The organism is Rufibacter sp. DG15C (assembly GCF_001577755.1).
In the GTDB taxonomy this organism is placed as follows: Bacteria; Bacteroidota; Bacteroidia; order Cytophagales; family Hymenobacteraceae; genus Nibribacter.
In genome coordinates, this window is sequence record NZ_CP010776.1 from 2464698 (window position 1) to 2483722 (window position 19025).

The window sequence follows — 19025 nt, forward strand, 5'->3', positions numbered from 1 at the left end:
TTGTGCAAACACTAGTAGACACTGGTCCAATAAGTAATCAGTGACTTTTTCCAAACAACAATTGACAGTCAACAATTAGCCATTTTCAGCCTGTTTCCCAGAAAATAAGCCAAAAACGGAAGGTTGGTTACCCTTTCGGCTGGGCCAAAAGCAACACCTTCCAGGCATCTTGCACGCGTCCTTCCTCCAATAGTTTCTGTGCGAAGAGGTGCAGTTGGCGCTCCTGTTCCTGCGGGTCCTGGGCGTGGGTTTGCAGCATGTAGCGGAGCATGGGCTCATGTTCGTAGGCCTGCAGTTCTTCTGGCGTGGGCATGGCTTCGGTGTTGCCAAGGCGGGCCAGGTTGTTGCCAGTTAGGACTGTGCTGGTCCGGATGTGGGCGGGCAGTTGGTCAATGCCCATGCCTTTGGACTGCAAGGGCTTAGGCAGTTCAAAAAGGCAGTCCCCGTTGGCGCGCAGGTACCAGTCACCGCCTAGTCTAGCCACGGCGTCCAGCTTGAATGGGTCAATTTTCTTACCGTCTGGGCCCAGGATGTTCTCATTCACGTGCAGCAACACCGCCTCGCAAATGACCAAATTGGCCGCGCCGCCCTTGTCGCCAATGGGTTTCACCTCCAGCACTTTGCACTCAAAGGCCGCAGGCGCCTCGGCCACGCGGGGAGGGGCAATTAAGGTAGAAGCCACCGGCGTCAGGCCCGACTTAGTGAATTCGTTGACCCCGCGGTCATACTCAGTAGAGGCCAGGGACATCTGCTCCACAATGGAGTAGTTGCAGATGTTGATGACCACCTCGCCGGTTTCCAGCACGTTGTCCAGCGTGTGCTTGCCAGAGTTGTCGCGCACGCGGCGGGCAGGGGAGAAGATGAGCACCGGCGGATTGGACCCGAAGCAGTTGAAGAAGCTGAACGGGCTCAGGTTCACGTTTCCTTCTTTGTCTACGGTGCTGGCAAACGCGATGGGCCGGGGTGCAATGGCACCCAACATCAAGGCATGAAACTCACCAGTAGAAATCTCTTTCGGGTAAAAAACTTTCACTTTCTATTATTTGAAGATGTGGAGATTTGAGAATTTGGAGATGTGTAAAGGAGGAAAGTCAATTCCAAATCTCCACATCTTCAAATTTTCAAATCAATTAAATAGCAGGAAGAATCTTAGCTTTTACTTCCCCGAAGCCCACGCGCACGCCATTTTTCTCGGCGTGGCCCCGCATGGTGATGGTGTCACCGTCATGGATGAACTTGCGCTCAGAGCCGTCCGGCAGTGTTAGGGGTTTGGTGCCGCGCCAGGTCAGTTCCAGCATGGAGCCGTAGGAGTCTGGCGTAGGGCCTGAGATGGTGCCCGAGGCGTACATGTCGCCCACCTCCAGGTTACAGCCATTGATGGTGTGGTGCGCCAGCTGCTGGTTCATGTTCCAGTACATGTACTTGTAGTTAGAACGGCAAATCACGGCCTCCTGCGCCATCGTAGCCGACTTGAGGGTCACTTCCAGCTGGATGTCCAGGTTCTTTTCACCGCTGTACTCCAGGTAAGGCAATACCGGCGGGTCCTGCACCGGCCCCGGTACCCTGAAGGGCTCCAAGGCATCTAGCGTCACTACCCACGGGGAGATAGAAGACGCGAAGTTCTTGGCCAGAAACGGTCCCAAGGGTACATATTCCCAGCTTTGAATATCCCGGGCAGACCAGTCATTGAACAACACCATGCCAAAGATATGCTCCTCGGCCTCTAGCGTGGTAATGCTGGAGCCCAGTTCAGTGGCTTTGCCTGTGATGAAGGCTACCTCCAACTCAAAATCAAGCTGTTTGGTGGGCCCGAAGATAGGAGCGGGCGCATCGGCGGGTTTGGTCTGTCCTTTGGGGCGGCGCACCGGCACCCCAGACGGGATGATGGACGAGGCCCGGCCATGGTAGCCCACGGGCAGGTGTTTCCAGTTGGGCAACAAGGCGTTGGCCGGGTCTCTAAACATGGTGCCCACGTTAGTGGCATGTTCCATGCTGGAATAAAAATCTGTGTAGTTGGGTACCTTCACCGGCATCAGCATCTGGGTATCCTTCTGCTTTACCAGGCACTCGGCCATTAATTCGCGGTTGTCTCTAATTTCTGGGTTGTCATTTCGCAACAGCTCAGAGATGCGGTCCCGTACCTGGCGCCAGATGGGACGGCCCAAGGCAATGAACTCATTGAGGTACAGCCTATGGAAAACGGTGGGGTCCTCCACATCCAGCATGTCAAACAGGCCGTGCTGGGTCAATACATACACGTCCAGCACGTAGTCGCCAATGGCCACGCCAACGCGCGGGTCACGGTCCTCGGTCTGGAAAATGCCGAAAGGGAGGTTCTGTATCTGAAAGTCACTCTCTGGCGCAATCTGAATCCAGGAATGTAGGGATGGGTCGTTGGCTCTAATCATACAATCATGACATAGGTTGGTAAACAAAGATAGCGACCTTCCCGACAATTCAGAAGTTTACACAGAATGAGTAGGGATTTTCCGGAGTGAGTCGTTTTTGGCCTCTTTTCTAATAAACAGGCCAAAAACTGAAAACCCGCGGCGTGTTCAGGACATTATATTCCTGAACACGCCGCGGGCGTATTTCTATGGTTGAAATTCTAACTCAGAAACCTTACACGAAGCTCTCAGAGATAGGCGTCAGGTTTACGGCCACCACTCCTTTAATCTCAGGAACGGCTTTCATGATGGCTTGCTCAATGCCGCCTTTAAAGGTCATGGCAGACATAGGACAGGTGCCGCAGGCGCCCACCAACTCCAACTGCACAATCTTCTCCTCGGTGATTTCCAGTACCTTCACGTCGCCGCCGTCTGTTTTCAAGTATGGACGGATGGAGTCCAAAGCCTGCTCTACCTGAAGAAGCAATATCTCATTCAATGCGCTCTCTGCCATTTTCTTACGCTTTAATTTCTACTACCTGAGTTCTGGCCAAGCTGGCGTTTCTAACAGAAATCTGGCGGGCTACTTCCTCGGCTACCTGCTTGAATACCGCAGTGGCCGGTGAGCCTTCTTCCAGAATCTGCGGGGTGCCCGCGTCACCGTTCTCTCTAATGCTTTGTACCAACGGAATCTCGCCAATAAACGGAACCCCGTAGCGCTCTGCCAAATCACGTCCGCCGCCCTGCCCGAAGATATAGTATCTGTTGTCTGGCAATTCAGCTGGGGTGAAGTAGGCCATGTTCTCTACCAAGCCCAAGACCGGCACGTTGATCTGCGGCTGTCTGAACATCTGCAAACCTTTCACGGCATCGGCTATGGCTACTTTCTGCGGCGTGGTCACAATGATGGCGCCCGTCACCGGTACTGTCTGTACCAACGTCAGGTGAATGTCACTGGTTCCCGGAGGTAAGTCAATCAAGAGATAATCCAAATCGCCCCACTCCACTTCAGTGATGAACTGCTTGAGGGCTGAGCTGGCCATAGGACCGCGCCAAACCACCGCGTGTTCTGCCGGCGTCAGGAACCCAATAGAGATTAACTTGATGCCAAATTTTTCAATAGGCTGAATCAAGTTTTTGCCGTCTGGCGTGCGGTACACTACCGGGCGAGCATCTTCTACGCCAAACATGGTCGGCACAGAAGGACCCGAGATATCAGCATCTACCAAACCTACCTTCGCACCCGACTGGGCCAAGGCCACAGCTAAGTTGGCGGTCACGGTAGACTTGCCCACGCCTCCTTTGCCCGAGGCCACGGCAATAATGTTCTTCACGCCTTTCAATACCGTGGTATCTACGCGGGCTGTGGTCACGCGGGAGGTCATGTTCACGGTCACCTGGGCGGCTGGGTCCACCATGGTGGTGATGGCTCTGATGCAGGCGTTCCGGATGAGGTCTTTTAGGGGGCAGGCCGGCGTGGTGAGAATCACGGTGAAACTCACGTTGAGGCCGTCTATTGCTACATCCTCAATCATGTTCAGGGTCACCAAATCCTTTCCCAGGTCTGGCTCCTCTACATAACTGAGGGCTTTTAATACGTCTTCTTTGGTAATGGCCATAGGAATATGGGCGCTAAATTTCGCTTCTGCAAAGATACACACTATCTCATTACCAAGCTAAGAAGCAAGGTTTAGTTGTAGTAGCGTGCAGGAAACTGTGTTTTTGTCTATTGCCTCATTTTTAGCCTTTTTTCTGGGAAACAGGTGAAAAATGATTTAACAAACAATCCATGTTCGCTCAGATGCTTACAAGAGATTAGCTTTAAATACTCATAAAATATTTATCTAGTGTCAATGGGTCAAGTTAATCTTCATATTGACGTTCACCCCGGTTCTGGCAGGCCTTGGCTCATAAGAGGGTGTTTTGAATGTGTACCGGTAATAGGGAGTAATCTGTAGCGATAAGCTCCTGAATTTGTATTCTACCCCTGCACCTATAAACACATTATTGAAGATTATTGGGGAGACCGTTCTTTCAAACTGATCCAATACTGCTTCTGTAGACCGTTGATGTAAACTCATTTTCTGAGCCACAGCCAAGTGGAGATGCGTGCCGGCCGTTATAAACATAGATAAGTTGTTGTTGAAAGTATGGTAATAGTTAAACTGGATTGGCAGGCGGAAAATCTTAGTAGACTGCTTAAATGAAACCAAGCTGTCATATCTAATAAGGGACGTGCTGTCCGTTCCAGGTTTGACTCTAGTAAATCTGTAGAGACTATCAAAGTTGCCCGTAAGTCCTCTTGAAAATTGGATGCCTGTTTCTATACTTATTTTTTTACCCACAAAGTATTCAAGGCTTGGGCCGTAGGTAACTTCATTATTAGAATTTACACCCCCAGACACCCCCAACCTAGTGGCCGGAAATGTCACCTTCTTAATTTGAGTAGTATCCCTTTGGTTGTTATTAGACAGTGAGTCGCCCCTTTGAGATTGATTAGAATCCTGTAAGGGTAAAGCAGAGGCTAGGACCAAAGAGGTGTCTATTAGCAATTCATTGTTTGCTGTGGATGCAATTCTTTCAGTGTTCAAACGCTCATGCTCTCGTGCAAAAGTGGTAGAAATAGTATATCTACCTATTTGATTTTGAGCTGAATGTGCACTTTCTTTATCATCCCTTCTAAGGTTAGAAACACCAAACAAATTGCCATGTGTTAAATTAGGTGCATTCTCCTTTTGCAGGAATACTTTTTTGATGATATACAATGTGTCTTGTGCCGATCCATTGGTTACAGGAAGCGGTAATTGAGCAATGTCCAGATTAGTTTGTAAAGAATCACGGCGGAAAGAATCCTGGCGCATCCTGGCAATTTCTTTCTGCAGGTGCAGATTGTGCTCACGCTCCTGTCCATAGAAGAAAAACAGCGTAATCAAGGCAATAGTAGCCGCCCCGCTGTAAATTCTACCGGCGTATTTTTGAAAGATCACCATGTGCCAAGGCACAGGTAGTAACTGTTGAAAGTTCTGCCAGGCCGCCGGTATATAGGGCGGCTGCACAGACTCCAACTTGTTTTTTATCTGATGGTCAAAGCGCTTGCTAGACATGGCTTTTTCGGTATTCAGGGTAATACATTTTAATCCATTGTTCATTTTGGCGCGGGCTTTTGCCAAATTGGATCTGGAGGTTCCTTCGTTGATGCCCAGCATCTCGGCAATTTCGGCGTGGTTAAAGCCATCCACCACAAAGAGGGAGAACACTGCCCGGTAAGCAGGGGGGAGCTGTTGTACCAGACTCAGGATCTCATTCGCCGAAATATTTTCTAACAGGTCATCGTCCCATTCCAACTCCAAGGTTTCTTCTAATTCTAGATGCGTGCCTTTGCTTTGGTGCTTGCGATAATAGTCAATACTAGTGCGCACCACCACGGTCCTAAACCAGGCTTCAAAAGGTCTGGTAAAGTCATACTGGTGCAGATTTTCCAAAATTCTCAGAAACCCGTCATTCACCATTTCTTCGGCTTGTTCTTGATTGGCCGCATAGCGTAGGCATATACTCTTGCCCAGGCTATAGTATTGTTCATAGAGTTTTCTCTGATCGCTTTGCCTGCCTTTAAGGCAACCGGCCAGCGTGTCAGATAAATTAAATGTCTTGCTGTTTTTCCTGAAAAACACGCGTGTGGGTAGAGGTGAGAAGTTTAATTAAGCAAGAGGGGCAAATAGGAAAGTTCTCTTATTCTACTCAGAATTGAAAACTAATCCGGTAAAGCCTCGCTCTTGAAATTATTTAGTGGGCTATATTCTAGAATACGAAGAGGTGTAGTGCTGGCGTGGCCTGTAAAATTTATTTATTTCTGAGGCAACGGCAGTTTTCTTTCTGGGCGTAATGTAAGATAGAGCCACCTCTCAAAAAATTATTTCCAATTCCAGAAGTGGGTTCTGCCTAAAATCTTAAAACCATTCATCCAGTCAGATTCAAGTTCATTTATAATTCAATGTATTATGAAAAAGCTCTTCTTTTTATTGCCTCTGTTAGGTGCCGTTGTTCTATCCTCCTGCGGAAAAGAGGATGACCCTGCCCCAGACAAGAGTGTTTTGAAAAACGCAATCGTCTGGACCCAGGAAAAACCCTCTAGACTGCGTTTAATTGATGAAACATGGGCAGATTCCTTATTTATTGGCGCTTATACCAAGAACGGGATGATGAGCCTACAAATTGACTTTAAGGGAACAGGGACCTATAAATTGCCGTCCACTGGTGATGCCATCTATTATATATTGAATGAAGATGGGTCTATTAGAAGCAACTATGACTTAGACAGGCAAAGTACCTTTTCTGAGGTAGTGGTGACAGCATTTAACCCAGAAACCAAATTTGTAAAAGGTACTTTTAAATGTGCTTTGAAAAAGTCTTATATGAACAGTGACACACCAGACCAAGAAGAAATTCAAATCACAGAAGGCATATTTGAAGGGGTGATCAATAAAATTTGAAACCATGCTGATTCTGTTTTTAATCTGTTTTCCAGAAAAGAAGGCAAAAACGATTTCTTTAGTAGCCAGCTCCAGTAGCTGGCTTTTTTTATTTATCCTCTGCATATTAGAATTGACAATTGACTCTCAAACCTTCGCAGTATCTTTGTCAACTCCCCAGATTTTTCCTGAGTACCCATGGCCCTGATAAAGAAAGAAGTTGTTGACCAGATCATCTTGCAAGCCGACATAGTGGAGGTGGTGGGTGATTTTGTGAGTTTGAAGAAGAAGGGCCAGAACCTGTGGGCGCCTTGTCCTTTTCATTTTGAAAAATCACCGTCTTTTTCGGTAGCGCCCAATAAGGGGATTTACAAGTGCTTCGGGTGCGGAAAGGCGGGCAACGCGGTGCAGTTCATCATGGACATTGAGGGCACCAGCTATGTGGAGGCGCTTAAGTACCTAGCCAAGAAGTACAGCATTGACATTGAGGAAGACACTAGCCCAGCCGCCGTACAAGCCCAAAATGAGAAGGACAGCCTGTACATCATCTCTGATTTTGCCAAAGAATACTACGTCAAGGCGCTTCATAAGAACGACGAAGGCCAGAGCATAGGCGCGCCCTATTTTAAGCAACGTGGCTTGTCTGCGGCAACCATCCAGAAGTTTGAGCTAGGCTACAGCCTGGATTCCTGGGATGATTTCACCAAAGCGGCGTTGGAGAAAGGCTTCCAACTCAAGTACCTGGAGGAGACTGGCCTCACCATTGTCAAGCAGGAAGAAGGCAAGCAGTATGACCGCTTCAGGGGGCGGGTCATGTTCCCGATTCAGAATGTAAGCGGCCGTACCATTGGCTTTGGCGCGCGTACGCTCAAGCCCAATGACAAGAAATCGCCTAAGTATGTAAACTCGCCAGAGTCGCCTATTTACCATAAGTCTGATGTGCTGTACGGCATGTTTCAGGCCAAGCAGGCTATTCGGCAGGAGGACGTTTGTTACCTAGTAGAAGGGTATCTGGATGTGCTGTCTCTTCACCAGGGCGGTATTGAGAATGTGGTGGCCTCTTCGGGGACGTCTCTGACTGAGAACCAAATCAAACTCATTGGCCGCTATACCAAGAACATCACGGTGTTGTATGACGGTGACCCGGCGGGCATCAAGGCTTCTCTGCGCGGCATCGACCTGATTCTGGAAGGCGGCCTGAACGTGGACGTGGTCTTGTTCCCCGACGGCGATGACCCGGACAGCTACATTAGAAAGGTAGGCGATACCAAATTCAAAGAGTACCTCAAAGCGCACAGCCAGGATTTTATCTCGTTCAAGGCTGAGCTCTACGCCCAGGAAGCCAAGAACAACCCCGTCAAGAAGGCAGATGCCATTAGAGAGATGGTGGTCTCCATTGCCAAGATACCAGACGCCATCAAGCGGTCGGTGTTTTTGAAGCAGTGTAGTATCCAGTTCGGGATTGACGAGCAGGTGCTCATCTCTGAGTACAACAAGATTCACCTAGCAGAGCAAAAGGCTTCAAAGCCAGCGCCCGGTTCTGCGCCATCCGCCTTCTCGCCGGGTTCTTACGCGCCGGGCTCTTTTGAGGAGATGGCCGCCGAGGCAGAAGCCGCCGCAGCGGCAGAGGCTGAAGCTTACGAACAGGAAAACCAAACCGAAGACACCACCAGCCTCATCAGGACCCGGGAGCGCGAAGTCATCCGCCTCATCCTAAACTACGCCGACAAAGAAGTGGAGGCCGGAGTCACGACCAGCCAATTTATGCTCGGCGAGTTGGAGGATATTGAATTCCAGACGCCCATCTACAAGCGCCTCTTTGACATGTGCCGCATTAAACTGGAGCAGGGATTTCATCCTACATCGGCTGAAATGATGCAAAGCGAAGACAAGGAAGTTGTCAAGGAGATTATTGATTTAATCAGCGAGAAGTACGAGCTCAGCGATGGGTGGGCCAAGCACGAAGTTTTCGTGCCCCGCGAGATTGACCTCATCCAGTACGGCTCTGAGCGCGAGGTCCTTCGTCTGAAGTGGCGCAACGTGCAGGCCATGATCCGCGTCCACATGGAAAGCCTGCAAACCATGCAAGACCCTCAGGAACTGGACAAGGTCCTCCGCACCATCAAAGCCCTCAAAGACTTTGAAAAGCAGATTGGTGATATGCTGGGCATAGTGGTGAACCGGTAATTTACAATTGGGAATTATGCAAATGAAGAATTTCCAAGAAATTAACCGGTATCCATCAATGTATTTAACTGCATTGTATGAACCCAGAGATAATGGTCTTTGTCTGGAAATTTCAGAATTCATGACTTCTGAAACTGTACAAGATGTACTAATCAATGATAAGGTGATTTCGGAGAACCGTCTATTGTCGGTGAATGAAAACGGAACAAAGTTTAACATCTCCTTCCATCGTTATGTGGCTTATCAGGTATTTAATGAGAGTTTTTTAAACTTCAATGATTGGGAAGAGTATGAAACAGGAGAGTTTAACACCTTCTGTATTTTTAAAAAATCTAGGTATATGGATTTTATTAAAAATGAAACGATAGCTGATTACATCTTTTCAGATGAATTAATGCATTACGGAGTTTACTGTCAGAACCATGTGGTACATATCATTTCTACTTTGGACCCAGTAATTGAAAAGATTAGCAACATACCACAGTTGTAGATGGGTTTTAACTTGCAACAACTGGCACAAGAAGAAAACAGGCTTTATTCTCGAGCCCTTCAACTAAAAAGTAGCAAAACGCGAGATGAAGTCACATTGCAAGAAATCTTTGTGGCTTATAAAGAAGTGCATAGTCAATATGCAGTGTTAGCAGAACTTGAGCCTGAAGCCTTAAAAAGAGCCCTTTTTCTACAATGGTACGCGCAAGTTGAGCCTAGTGACTTATCAGGAATTTGTGAATTGGATGAGGACTCTGAACTTAAAGTAATTCAGGTTCTAGATAACCGTATCCGCGCAGGAACACTTGACAAGGAACTCGCTTGGATGCTAAGCTATTACATAGACTGGGATTTTGTATTTAATAGATTTTCCTCTTTCAAAAGCCTCCAAGAGTTTATGTTAGAGGGTAAACAGATTTCATTCCCTGAAAGAATTGATAGGGTAGCTATGCGAAGGAGAGGGCAGATGGGAATTTATTGGAACTCTCTGGACGTATTCAGCTAGTCCATCTGGTTCTTCAATCCATTTTTGCCCTCTTTCCCAGAAAACAGGCCAAAAACGCCTCCCCAAACTATGCACTTTAAGGATACTGCTTCCTAACAAGGGTTAGGCATAAAAAACTGCTATCTTTGCGCATCCAAAGGCATGGGTTCTTCTTTTGTGGAAAAAACACGGCCTTCACTTTACAGTAATGTCATGTTAGATAAAATACAAGATGCCATTGATGACATCAGAGCCGGTAAGGTAGTCATAGTGGTAGATGATGATGACCGCGAAAACGAAGGCGACTTTATCTGTGCCGCCGAGAAGATAACCCCAGAGATTGTCAACTTCATGGCCACCCACGGCCGCGGCCTCATTTGCGCCCCCATCACCGAGGAGCGCTGCGACGAACTTGGCCTGGAACTGATGGTAGGCCGTAACACCGCTTTGCACGCTACCCCGTTCACTGTAAGTGTGGACTTGTTGGGCCATGGCTGTACCACCGGTATCTCTGCTAGTGACCGCGCCAAAACCATTCTGGCCTTAGCAGACCCAAAAACAGATCCCGCTTCTTTAGGCAAGCCTGGTCACATCTTCCCGTTGCGTGCGCGCAAAGAAGGCGTGATTAGAAGAGCCGGCCACACCGAGGCCGCCGTTGACTTAGCCTTGCTGGCCGGTCTGGCACCAGCTGGGGTGTTGGTAGAAATCATGAACGAAGACGGCACCATGGCCCGCATGCCGGACCTGGAGAAAGTAGCCGAGCGCTTCGACCTGAAGCTGATTTCCATCAAGGACCTCATTCAATACAGACTGCAGAAGGAGAGCCTCATTGAGCGCGAAATTGCCGTGGAACTGCCTACGGACTTCGGGAATTTTGATTTGTATGCCTACACCCAGCGTAGCAACAACGCCAAGCACCTGGCACTTGTAAAAGGCACTTGGTCAGAGAACGAGCCCGTGTTGGTGCGCGTGCACTCTTCTTGCGTGACCGGTGACATCTTCGGGTCTTGCCGCTGTGACTGCGGACCGCAGCTGCACCGCGCCATGGAAATCATTGAGCAAGAAGGCAAGGGCGTGATTGTGTACATGAACCAGGAAGGCCGCGGCATTGGCCTTTTGAATAAACTGAAAGCCTACAAACTTCAAGAACAAGGCTTAGATACGGTTGAGGCCAACTTGCAATTGGGCTTTGGCACAGATGAGCGTGACTACGGCGTGGGTGCCCAGATTCTACGCGACTTAGGCGTGACTAAAATGCGTTTGCTATCTAATAACCCTAGAAAGCGCACGGGACTAATTGGCTACGGGCTGGAGATTGTAGAGCAAATTCCTATTGAGATTGCCGCCAATGAACACAACCAGCGCTACCTCACTACCAAGCGCGACAAGCTGGGGCATACCATCATGAAAAAGTAGAAAGAAGTCATTTTTGACCTGTTTTTACCAAATGAGGCGAAAAACGGAGACCCAAGGGAATCCGCTTTTCGCCTTTTCTTTTTCTATTTGGTTTAGGCCTGATTCTTGCTTTTAACACGTAAAAGGAAAATAGAACTTTTGGTATCTTCTCATTGGATTTGAAGACACGTTCTGGCTTCCTTTCTTCGTTTTAATAGCCTGAGCAAAAACAACTTTCTGGTTGATTTGTTGGTATATAGTAATAATAAGATATAATTGGGGGATATGATGGATTTGAAGAAAACAGTTTGGAAAGGGCTGGGGCTTTTGGTGCTGGCAGTCCTATTCTCTACCCAAGCCATGGCGCAAGCGTCTGGGTTGGTAGACGAGTGGTCACTAGGTAAAATCTACCTAGCCAACGGAGACTCCATCAACGGCAAAATCACCTACCACCGCACCGAGGATTTGATTAAAGTGGTGAAGGAAGACGGTGGCGTGGTGGCTTTGGCACCGGTGGCTGTTCGCGGCTTTGAGGCTGTTGACAAGGACGGACGCTTTAGAAGAGTGTTTGTGACACATAAGTGGAACTTCGGGAACGACTACAGTGATTTTCAGGCGCCGGCGTTTTTTGAGCAAATTGCCATGGGTAAATATGGCTTGCTGCGCCGCGAAACCATGGTTAGAAAAGACATCAGCCGTGACCCGTATTACAGAAATATGGGCGGTTATTACCCAGCAGGCGGTTATCCTGGAGCTGGCCCGTATTACGTAGATGCACGTCAAGACATCTTTTTCCTGCTGTTGCCCAGCGGCAAGGTGAAAGAGCTCAGAAACGTGAAGAAAGACCTGGAGGTGGTGTTTGGCAAGAAGAACGGCCAGATGAAAACCTACATTAAGCAGAACAAACTTAAGTACACTAGCCTTCCGGACCTGGTGAAGATAGTGACATACTTCGGGACTATTTCTTAAGAAAGGCAATTCAATTATAAAGCAGAACGCTCCGCTGAAAAGAATCTCAGCGGAGCGTTCTGCTTTATACCTTTATCAGGTTATAAATCTCGAAAGCGCAGCAAAAAGTAGCTCAGGAAGCTGAATAGGCCAATGTATAGGACCGCTGGTAATAAAGCGTGCATAGGCGTTAAGGCCTCAGAAGCACCGGTCACCATCTCAAACATTTCTTTGCCGGGCATGGGCGTGAGGCTGGACAATACCTTCATCGGGAAGTACTTGTCTATGTGGTCGGGCAGTTGGTAATGGATGATGGGCTCCAGGATTTTCGCGTAAATCAAAAACGCCAGAATAGCCAATCCGCTTTTCTTAATCAAGAACCCGAAGAGCATGGCCAGGGACATGTACCCGATGGCCTGCACCAGGTAATACAGCACGGCCTCGGCGTCTACGTACATTTTAGAGAAGGGCACCTCGGTGGCTCTAGTAATGCCAAAGAACAAGCCAAGCAAGAACACATACAGCGCGCAGGCAAAGCCCAGTAGCAATACCACGGAGTACTTGGCCTGCACCACATCGGCGCGGGTGTAACCGTCAATAATCTGCTGGCGCAACGTCCTGAACGTGAACTCATCCGTGACAGCAATCACAATCAGAATGCCTAGCAACAAATTGAAGTAGCTGGCCACGTAGGTCACCTTCGGCCACAGGCCCGGGAACTCATAGAACGATGGCCCGGCGGTCTGGCCATTGATGGTCACGTTACTACTGATGTGCAGAATCAAAAACAGGAGCGCGGCAAAGACGGCCAGAATCACCCAAGCGGTTTTGTAAGGTAATAGCTTTCTGAGCTCAATGCGGAGGAGGGACGGAGTCATATTTTCTTATCGGCTTTAATGATTTCCATGAACTGGCTTTCCAGGGTTTTCTTGCGCACGGTGAGTTGGCTCAAGGCAATGCCCTGCGCGAAGAAGGCCTTGTTCACCTCTGCGCTATCCACGCCGGTTTGCAGGATGAGCTGTACCTGGTGGTGAATAATCTTGGCATCTGTCACAATGGGCAGGGACCGGGCAATCTCCTCCAGCTTCTCCAGCGGCGCGCCGCCGTTGATAATCACCAAGTCATGCGCCGACATGATGGTGCCTACCGGGCCTTCGGCTTTGAGGTGGCCGGCGCGCAACACAGCCATGTGGGTGCAGACTTTCTCTACCTCGTCCAACAGGTGACTGGCCAATAGAATGGTCTTTCCTTGTTTGGCCACGTTGAGAATCAATTCCCGAACCTCAGCAATGCCTTCTGGGTCCAGTCCGTTGGTAGGTTCATCCAAGACCAACACCTCGGGGTTACCTAGCAACGCCGACCCAATGGCCAGACGCTGTTTCATGCCCAGAGAGTAGCCCTTAAAGTCATTGTGCTGGCGGTTGGCCAAGCCCACGGTTTCCAGCACGGTCTGCACCTGGCTGTGGTCTACGCGCTTGATGTCAGCAACAATCTTCAGGTTTTGAAGGCCTGTCAGGTAGGGGTAGAAGTTGGGCGTTTCCAGCAGGGCGCCAATGCGTCGCTTGGTTTCTTTGGAGAGCGGCTGCCCAAACCATTGGAACGTACCAGCAGTGGGGTTAATCACGTCCAGTACAATGCCCAGCGTGGTGGTCTTGCCGCTTCCGTTGGGGCCCAGCAATCCGTAGATGCTGCCCTCGGGCACGCTGATGCTTAATTGGTCCAGGGCCTGCACGGACTTGTACCGCTTGCTGAGCCCCTGTATGTCTAATACGTTTGCCAAATCTGTCTTTGCTTAAAGAGCGGCCTACTTTGGCCTTTCTACAAAGCTAGAAGGATTTAAGAGAATTACGAATCTTGAATATTTATCCCTGAAAAACAGAAAGCCCGCTCTTGTAACGGGCTTTCTGTTTTTGGCCTGTTTTGACCAAAAGAAGCCAAAAACGGAGCTTACTTGTTTTTGCGCTTCGGTGGCGGCGGGGCCATTTCATCCACGATTACATTAGGTGGTGAAGGTGGCAAATTCTTCTTTTTAACTTTTGGCGGTGGCGGAGGAGCCATCTCGTTTACCTCTATGCGTGTAGGTGGTGGAGGTGGCGGCAAGGCCCCGTACTTCTTCTCAAAGGCGGCTCTTCCTTCTGCCGTCGCGTCAAAAGATTCCACTTCACCATTTTTAAAGACCACATAAAAAGTGTCTTCGCTGGCGCTAATGCCTTTCACCGTTGGGTTACGCTTCTTGAAATCTGCCGGTAAGTCTACGTTCATGGCCGGTGGAGGCGGTGGTGGGGCCAAGGCGGCATCTGGTGCGTTAGGTGCAGCTGGGGCAGGCGGTGGTGGGGGAGGCGGCGAAGGCAATGTGCCGTATTTCTTCTCAGCTTCTGCCAACCCTTTTGCCGTTCTAGGATAGACTTCGGTTTTGCCAGATTTTAGGTGTACATAAAGGTTCTCTTGATTCCAGCCTAGCTTATCAACCGTAGGATTCCTTCGCTTGAATACATCATAATCATCCTGTTGAGAGATGATTTTCTGACCGTCTTGGGTGGTCTGCTCCAAGATGGAGACAGGTGAAGTCTGCGCCATTCCCTGCAACGAGAAAAGCGAGAGGGCCAGGGCCGGAATAGCTACCAAGAAACGCGCTTGCTGTACCCGGGTAGAGGGAGCTTTGTTCATCATCATGATTCGGTGTTTAAGTGAATGGTAGTTAAAGGAAGAAGTAAAGGCTATGGGGGGCGCTCCCGCCGTTTGCAGAAGCGAGAACTGGTACTGTTTTCTATCAATGCCGGCCTCTAGGGTCTGCTGGTCGGTTAAGAACTCAAGGTTCTGTTTAAGAGAAATGCGCAAGAGCCAGACGGCCGGGTTGAACCAGTGGAACAGGCAGGTCAACTCTACCAGCAGGATATCCAGGGTATGCCACTGGGTCACGTGCGTGTGCTCATGCTGAAGGATGGGCAGCCAATCCCGCTGGGGGTGCAGGTTGGGGTTAAAGTAGATGGTGTTGGCGAAGGAGAACGGCGGAAAAGCCACCGGCAACTGCCTGTACGGGATGCCTTGGAACGCCGCCCGCCGGGACTTTCTGTGCAGCCGGTACAAAGACGCCATCTGCACTAACAGCCTTATGGCCATCACACCTACGCCCAGCCAGAAGAGATAAACTGGGATCTGCCAATAATCAAAAGCAGTTTCTTCACTTGCAGTAGTGGCTGGAAAGGTCCACGTACCCGAAAACGTAGCCAATGTCTGGAACACCTGCTCATTTTTAATGAACAGAGAGGAGAAATCAAGCAACGGAAGGACGTTAGCCAGAACCAAGCCACCCGCCAGAAACCAGCGGTTCAGCTGATAGAACGTGGTGGGGCGCAACAGCAGTTGGTAGGTGAGATACAAGAGGGCAATCCCAATATTCACCTGAAGCAGATAGAGGAGGAGCGCTGGCATATCAGTTGGATTTTTGGTTTTCAATCATGTCCATGATTTCTTTCAGTTCCTGGGGGCTCAGCTGTTTCTCCTTCACGAAGAAGGCCACCAGCTCCTTGTAGGAGTTCTGGAAGTAGTTGCCCACAAAGCCCTTCATGAACTTCTTCTTGTATTCTTCGGCTTTGATGAGGGGGGCGTAGCGGTAGGTGTTGCCCAGTTTCTCCCCCTGCACGAAGGCTTTCTTCTCCAGGTTCTTGACGGTAGAGGCCAGCGTGGTATAGGGCGGCTTGGGCTCAGGGAGCTTGTCCAGAAAATCCTTGATGAAGCCGCCCTGGGTTTCCCAGATGACCTGCATGGCTTCCTCTTCTTGTTGCGTCAGCTTTTCCATGAGTTTATTTTTATGCGAGATGTTCGTAGTGTTACGATTGTTTAGTAATTCTACGAAATATTCGTAATAGGTAACAAGCTTTCAGGAAAAATATTTTCATATAAAATCAAAAAGCCTCTTCTGGGTGTCAGAAGAGGCTTTTTGAGGAAATTTTAATTTTTTTTTGAATATGGTATTATGTAACAAAAAATTTATCAATAAGTGGTGAGAGCTTTTATTAAATATTGAGACTTTTAATTAAATGATTTGAGCCTAAAGAAATTTTTCAGAGAATTTAATTTTTACGTTAGTGGGCATGTCTCTCCTTTTTGTTGGTGCATTTAAGTACACCTCGCCATTGCTTGTGTCATTCACTATTATACTTCCCATGCCAATAATATTAGCTTCACCGATATTAATATTCTCCTTCACCGCAACATTTAGTCCAATAAATGTACTATCACCCACCTTAACATTACCAGCTAGTGTACATCCACTAATGAGAGTATGATTTCCAATAACCGAATGGTGTCCAACCCTTGCTCCGAAAAGAATCGAGTTGTCGCCGATTGTCACAAAGGGTTGAACTCCGGAAAGTTCAGTCACTAAAACGTTCTCGCCACACACTAAATCTGGCCACAATACTGCTCTGGAAGAAAGGTAAGACAAACATGTAAAACCCATTGCTTTAACCTTTTTGAAAAGCCGTTCACGGAGGGCATTATTTCCTACTGCAATAAATACATGGAACTGACCGGGAGGATGTGACTCAAGCAAGCTTTCTAAAGTAATTATCTGAAGGCCAAATAATGTATTTGAATGTCCATTGAAAGCTGCTTCAACACTGAATGCTTCCACTTCATACAGGCTATCATGTGTAAGAGCCATGTACACGTACTCAGCAAGTTTACCAGTCCCAATGATGATTGCCTTTTGATTTTTCATGCAGATTTGGGCGCAGCCCTATTGATATATGTAAATAGTTAGCAATTAGGGGAGACCAAAGGTAATCGCTAATTATGGTTAACCATTGATTTTTATCGCATGTTTCCAATGAATAGTTAGCACTAACTTATTGCACCGGCAACGCACCGCCTAGCCAGCGGGCCACAGGGTAGCGGTTATGCGTGTTCTCATAATGAGGGGTGTTGCGGTAGATGAAGTTGAGTTGGGCTTGGGCGCTTTTGGCCAGGTTGGGGTCTTTGGCTTTGGCTTCCTCCAGGGCGGCTTTCAACTTGGGGTCTTGCTTGAGGTACTGCGCGGCTAGGTCCTCAAACACGTAGGCAGAGAAATGCTCCTTCTGGCCCAGCACCGAGTCAAAGAAATTCCAGGCGAAGTAGGAGTCCGGGGCCTGCGGTTCCAGCACTTCCATCAAAAAGCGGTTGGCCACCTGGTTCAGGTACACTACGTAGTCGCCGGCGTAATATTGGATAGGCTGCTGAGTTTTGCGCACCTGCACGTCAGTGTGCAGGTAATGGCCCTCGTACGGACGCTGGCCGGTTTTGTAATCTGTGATGTAATAGGTTTCTGGGGTCAACAACGTGTCTTTGCTGAGGCGCTTCAAAGTGACCTGGTTCTGCTGGAGGCGCTCAATGACTTCGGTCCAGGCCTGCGGAATAAGGTAGGCCACGGGCTTGCTCACCATCAAGGTTGGTTTAAAGGTGTCGAAGAACTTGACCGGACGCGTGAAGGGCGCTTTGCGGTCATAGTACAAACGCTCCAGGCCACTCACCTCGCTGGCTTTGTACTTGGCCTCGTAGCCTTTGAATTGGATGGTTTCTACCTGCGTAGTGTCTGGGGCCCAGTTCAAGGCAAACTGCTGTTGGCTGAGCAAAGCGGCGCGGTCCTGCTGGCGGGCTGTTTGGATGGTCTTTCCGTTTTTGGCGGCGTAGTCCAGAAACTCCAACATGAGGTCATAGGTGGAGGCTACGCGCTTGTCAAACGATTTAAGCATGTGCGTCTCCGGGATGAAGCCCAGCGTCTGGAACAAGGTGGTATAGCCAGAGGCATAGCGCGGCAAATCTGCAAAACCGAAAATGCCGGTCTCCGGGGTCTCGCCGCGCGAGTTTACGTAGGGCACCAACGGCCATTTGCGCTTTTCCATGCCTTTATACAAAGCCGGGAGCATCTGTTGTTTCAAGTGCTTGCCCAGCGCGCCGCCCAGCTTGTTGTGCTGGGTAGGAATAAGCGTCATGGTGTACTGGTAGTCGGCGCCGTTGCTGGTGTGGTTGTCAATAAAAATTTCCGGGTCCCAGGTCCTGAAAATGGTAGCGAAAGTCTTGGCGTTCCTAGAGTCCTCCTTGATGAAATCGCGGTTCAGGTCCAGGTTGCGGGCGTTGCCCCTGAAGCCGTAGCTCTCCGGGCCGTTCTGGTTGGTGCGCGTGTGGCTGTTTCTGTTTAAAGCGCCGCCCACATTGTAGATGGGGATGATGACCAGCACCACATTGTCCAGTTGGGCCTTCAGCTTTTTGTTCTGCATGAGGTCGCGGGCCAGCATCATGGTCGCGTCAATGCCTTCGGGCTCCCCCGGATGGATGCCGTTCTGAATCAAAATCACCGTTTTGCCTTTCTGGTGCACAGACACCGGGTCGAAGTCCTGGTCCGTGGAGATGACGACGGTGTGCAGTGGTTTGCCGGTATCGGTTAGGCCAATAAGCGACATCTTTATCTCTGGATAGGCCTGGTTTAAGCGCTGATAATACCCAATACACTCCTCATAGGTGGCCGTCTGCGTCTTCTTACTTTTCTCATAAGGCGTTTGCCAGTCTTGGGCTGGTGAGGTTTGCAACAGGAAACTGGTGAGAAGGGAAAGAAGCGTGAGAAGCATTGCGTGTTTGTTAGAAGGAAGAAGGAAATCCGTTTTTGGCCTGTTTTCCAGAAATCAGGCT

General features: G+C 49.1%; 17 protein-coding genes. 6 read left to right on the forward strand and 11 right to left on the reverse strand.

The window, feature by feature from the left end; all coding sequences use genetic code 11:
* Positions 1 to 127: 127 nt before the first annotated feature.
* The 5 genes from TH61_RS10530 to TH61_RS17835 all read right to left on the reverse strand — a co-directional run bounded on the left by TH61_RS10530 (position 128) and on the right by TH61_RS17835 (position 6058).
* Entirely contained in the window at positions 128 to 1033 is a 906-nt protein-coding gene (locus tag TH61_RS10530) for a flavin reductase family protein (RefSeq protein ID WP_066508952.1), read from the reverse strand.
* 97 nt (positions 1034 to 1130) lie between these two features.
* On the reverse strand, positions 1131 to 2408 hold the full coding sequence (gene fahA, locus TH61_RS10535; RefSeq protein WP_066508954.1) for a fumarylacetoacetase: 1278 nt from the start codon (positions 2406 to 2408) through the stop codon (positions 1131 to 1133).
* A gap of 214 nt (positions 2409 to 2622) precedes the next feature.
* Entirely contained in the window at positions 2623 to 2901 is a 279-nt protein-coding gene (locus tag TH61_RS10540) for a NifU family protein (protein ID WP_066508956.1), read from the reverse strand.
* Between the two features lie 4 nt (positions 2902 to 2905).
* Positions 2906 to 4006 (reverse strand): Mrp/NBP35 family ATP-binding protein, encoded by a 1101-nt coding sequence (locus TH61_RS10545; protein ID WP_066508957.1) that lies wholly within the window; start codon positions 4004 to 4006, stop codon positions 2906 to 2908.
* Between the two features lie 231 nt (positions 4007 to 4237).
* Positions 4238 to 6058 (reverse strand): sigma-70 family RNA polymerase sigma factor, encoded by a 1821-nt coding sequence (locus TH61_RS17835; protein WP_071887831.1) that lies wholly within the window; start codon positions 6056 to 6058, stop codon positions 4238 to 4240.
* 327 nt (positions 6059 to 6385) lie between these two features.
* Between TH61_RS17835 and TH61_RS10555 the strand changes: the two genes are divergently transcribed.
* From TH61_RS10555 to TH61_RS10580, 6 genes are all read left to right on the forward strand, one after another.
* Positions 6386 to 6877 (forward strand): DUF6252 family protein, encoded by a 492-nt coding sequence (locus tag TH61_RS10555; RefSeq protein ID WP_066508959.1) that lies wholly within the window; start codon positions 6386 to 6388, stop codon positions 6875 to 6877.
* A gap of 177 nt (positions 6878 to 7054) precedes the next feature.
* Positions 7055 to 9043: a DNA primase gene (dnaG, locus tag TH61_RS10560; RefSeq protein ID WP_066508961.1), complete on the forward strand. Its 1989-nt coding sequence runs from the start codon at positions 7055 to 7057 to the stop codon at positions 9041 to 9043.
* Between the two features lie 16 nt (positions 9044 to 9059).
* Entirely contained in the window at positions 9060 to 9533 is a 474-nt protein-coding gene (locus tag TH61_RS10565) for a hypothetical protein (protein WP_066508966.1), read from the forward strand.
* Positions 9534 to 10037 (forward strand): hypothetical protein, encoded by a 504-nt coding sequence (locus TH61_RS10570; protein ID WP_066508967.1) that lies wholly within the window; start codon positions 9534 to 9536, stop codon positions 10035 to 10037.
* 192 nt (positions 10038 to 10229) lie between these two features.
* Positions 10230 to 11432 (forward strand): bifunctional 3,4-dihydroxy-2-butanone-4-phosphate synthase/GTP cyclohydrolase II, encoded by a 1203-nt coding sequence (locus TH61_RS10575; RefSeq protein ID WP_066508969.1) that lies wholly within the window; start codon positions 10230 to 10232, stop codon positions 11430 to 11432.
* A 264-nt stretch (positions 11433 to 11696) separates the two neighbouring features.
* A complete protein-coding gene (locus TH61_RS10580) occupies positions 11697 to 12380 on the forward strand; it encodes a hypothetical protein (RefSeq protein WP_066508971.1) in 684 nt (227 codons plus the stop codon).
* Positions 12381 to 12460: 80 nt separating this feature from the next.
* Here TH61_RS10580 and TH61_RS10585 read toward each other — a convergent pair whose 3' ends face one another.
* The 6 genes from TH61_RS10585 to TH61_RS10610 all read right to left on the reverse strand — a co-directional run bounded on the left by TH61_RS10585 (position 12461) and on the right by TH61_RS10610 (position 18964).
* Positions 12461 to 13237 carry an ABC transporter permease gene (locus TH61_RS10585; protein ID WP_066508973.1) on the reverse strand — a complete coding sequence of 259 codons (777 nt, stop codon included), beginning with the start codon at positions 13235 to 13237 and terminating at the stop codon, positions 12461 to 12463.
* Entirely contained in the window at positions 13234 to 14139 is a 906-nt protein-coding gene (locus TH61_RS10590) for an ABC transporter ATP-binding protein (protein ID WP_066508974.1), read from the reverse strand. Before TH61_RS10590 ends, TH61_RS10585 begins: the two co-directional genes overlap by 4 nt.
* 167 nt (positions 14140 to 14306) lie before the next feature.
* Positions 14307 to 15791: a M56 family metallopeptidase gene (locus TH61_RS10595; RefSeq protein WP_066508976.1), complete on the reverse strand. Its 1485-nt coding sequence runs from the start codon at positions 15789 to 15791 to the stop codon at positions 14307 to 14309.
* A gap of 1 nt (position 15792) precedes the next feature.
* Complete coding sequence (locus tag TH61_RS10600; protein WP_066508978.1) at positions 15793 to 16158, reverse strand: BlaI/MecI/CopY family transcriptional regulator; 366 nt, start codon at positions 16156 to 16158, stop codon at positions 15793 to 15795.
* A gap of 252 nt (positions 16159 to 16410) precedes the next feature.
* Positions 16411 to 17082 carry an acetyltransferase gene (locus TH61_RS10605; RefSeq protein ID WP_066508980.1) on the reverse strand — a complete coding sequence of 224 codons (672 nt, stop codon included), beginning with the start codon at positions 17080 to 17082 and terminating at the stop codon, positions 16411 to 16413.
* 127 nt (positions 17083 to 17209) lie between these two features.
* On the reverse strand, positions 17210 to 18964 hold the full coding sequence (locus tag TH61_RS10610) for a M14 family metallopeptidase (RefSeq protein WP_066508985.1): 1755 nt from the start codon (positions 18962 to 18964) through the stop codon (positions 17210 to 17212).
* Positions 18965 to 19025: the final 61 nt, after the last annotated feature.

Bases quoted from the DNA above. Each gene is read 5' to 3' on its own strand.
- dnaG (WP_066508961.1), top strand. From the start codon at position 7,055: ATGGCCCTGATAAAGAAAGAAGTTGTTGACCAGATCATCTTGCAAGCC.
- TH61_RS10610 (WP_066508985.1), bottom strand. From the start codon at position 18,964: ATGCTTCTCACGCTTCTTTCCCTTCTCACCAGTTTCCTGTTGCAAACC.
- TH61_RS10580 (WP_066508971.1), top strand. From the start codon at position 11,697: ATGATGGATTTGAAGAAAACAGTTTGGAAAGGGCTGGGGCTTTTGGTG.
- TH61_RS10555 (WP_066508959.1), top strand. From the start codon at position 6,386: ATGAAAAAGCTCTTCTTTTTATTGCCTCTGTTAGGTGCCGTTGTTCTA.
- TH61_RS10570 (WP_066508967.1), top strand. From the start codon at position 9,534: ATGGGTTTTAACTTGCAACAACTGGCACAAGAAGAAAACAGGCTTTAT.
- TH61_RS10605 (WP_066508980.1), bottom strand. From the start codon at position 17,082: ATGAAAAATCAAAAGGCAATCATCATTGGGACTGGTAAACTTGCTGAG.
- TH61_RS10545 (WP_066508957.1), bottom strand. From the start codon at position 4,006: ATGGCCATTACCAAAGAAGACGTATTAAAAGCCCTCAGTTATGTAGAG.
- TH61_RS10575 (WP_066508969.1), top strand. From the start codon at position 10,230: ATGTTAGATAAAATACAAGATGCCATTGATGACATCAGAGCCGGTAAG.
- TH61_RS10585 (WP_066508973.1), bottom strand. From the start codon at position 13,237: ATGACTCCGTCCCTCCTCCGCATTGAGCTCAGAAAGCTATTACCTTAC.
- fahA (WP_066508954.1), bottom strand. From the start codon at position 2,408: ATGATTAGAGCCAACGACCCATCCCTACATTCCTGGATTCAGATTGCG.
- TH61_RS10565 (WP_066508966.1), top strand. From the start codon at position 9,060: ATGCAAATGAAGAATTTCCAAGAAATTAACCGGTATCCATCAATGTAT.
- TH61_RS10595 (WP_066508976.1), bottom strand. From the start codon at position 15,791: ATGCCAGCGCTCCTCCTCTATCTGCTTCAGGTGAATATTGGGATTGCC.
- TH61_RS10600 (WP_066508978.1), bottom strand. From the start codon at position 16,158: ATGGAAAAGCTGACGCAACAAGAAGAGGAAGCCATGCAGGTCATCTGG.
- TH61_RS10540 (WP_066508956.1), bottom strand. From the start codon at position 2,901: ATGGCAGAGAGCGCATTGAATGAGATATTGCTTCTTCAGGTAGAGCAG.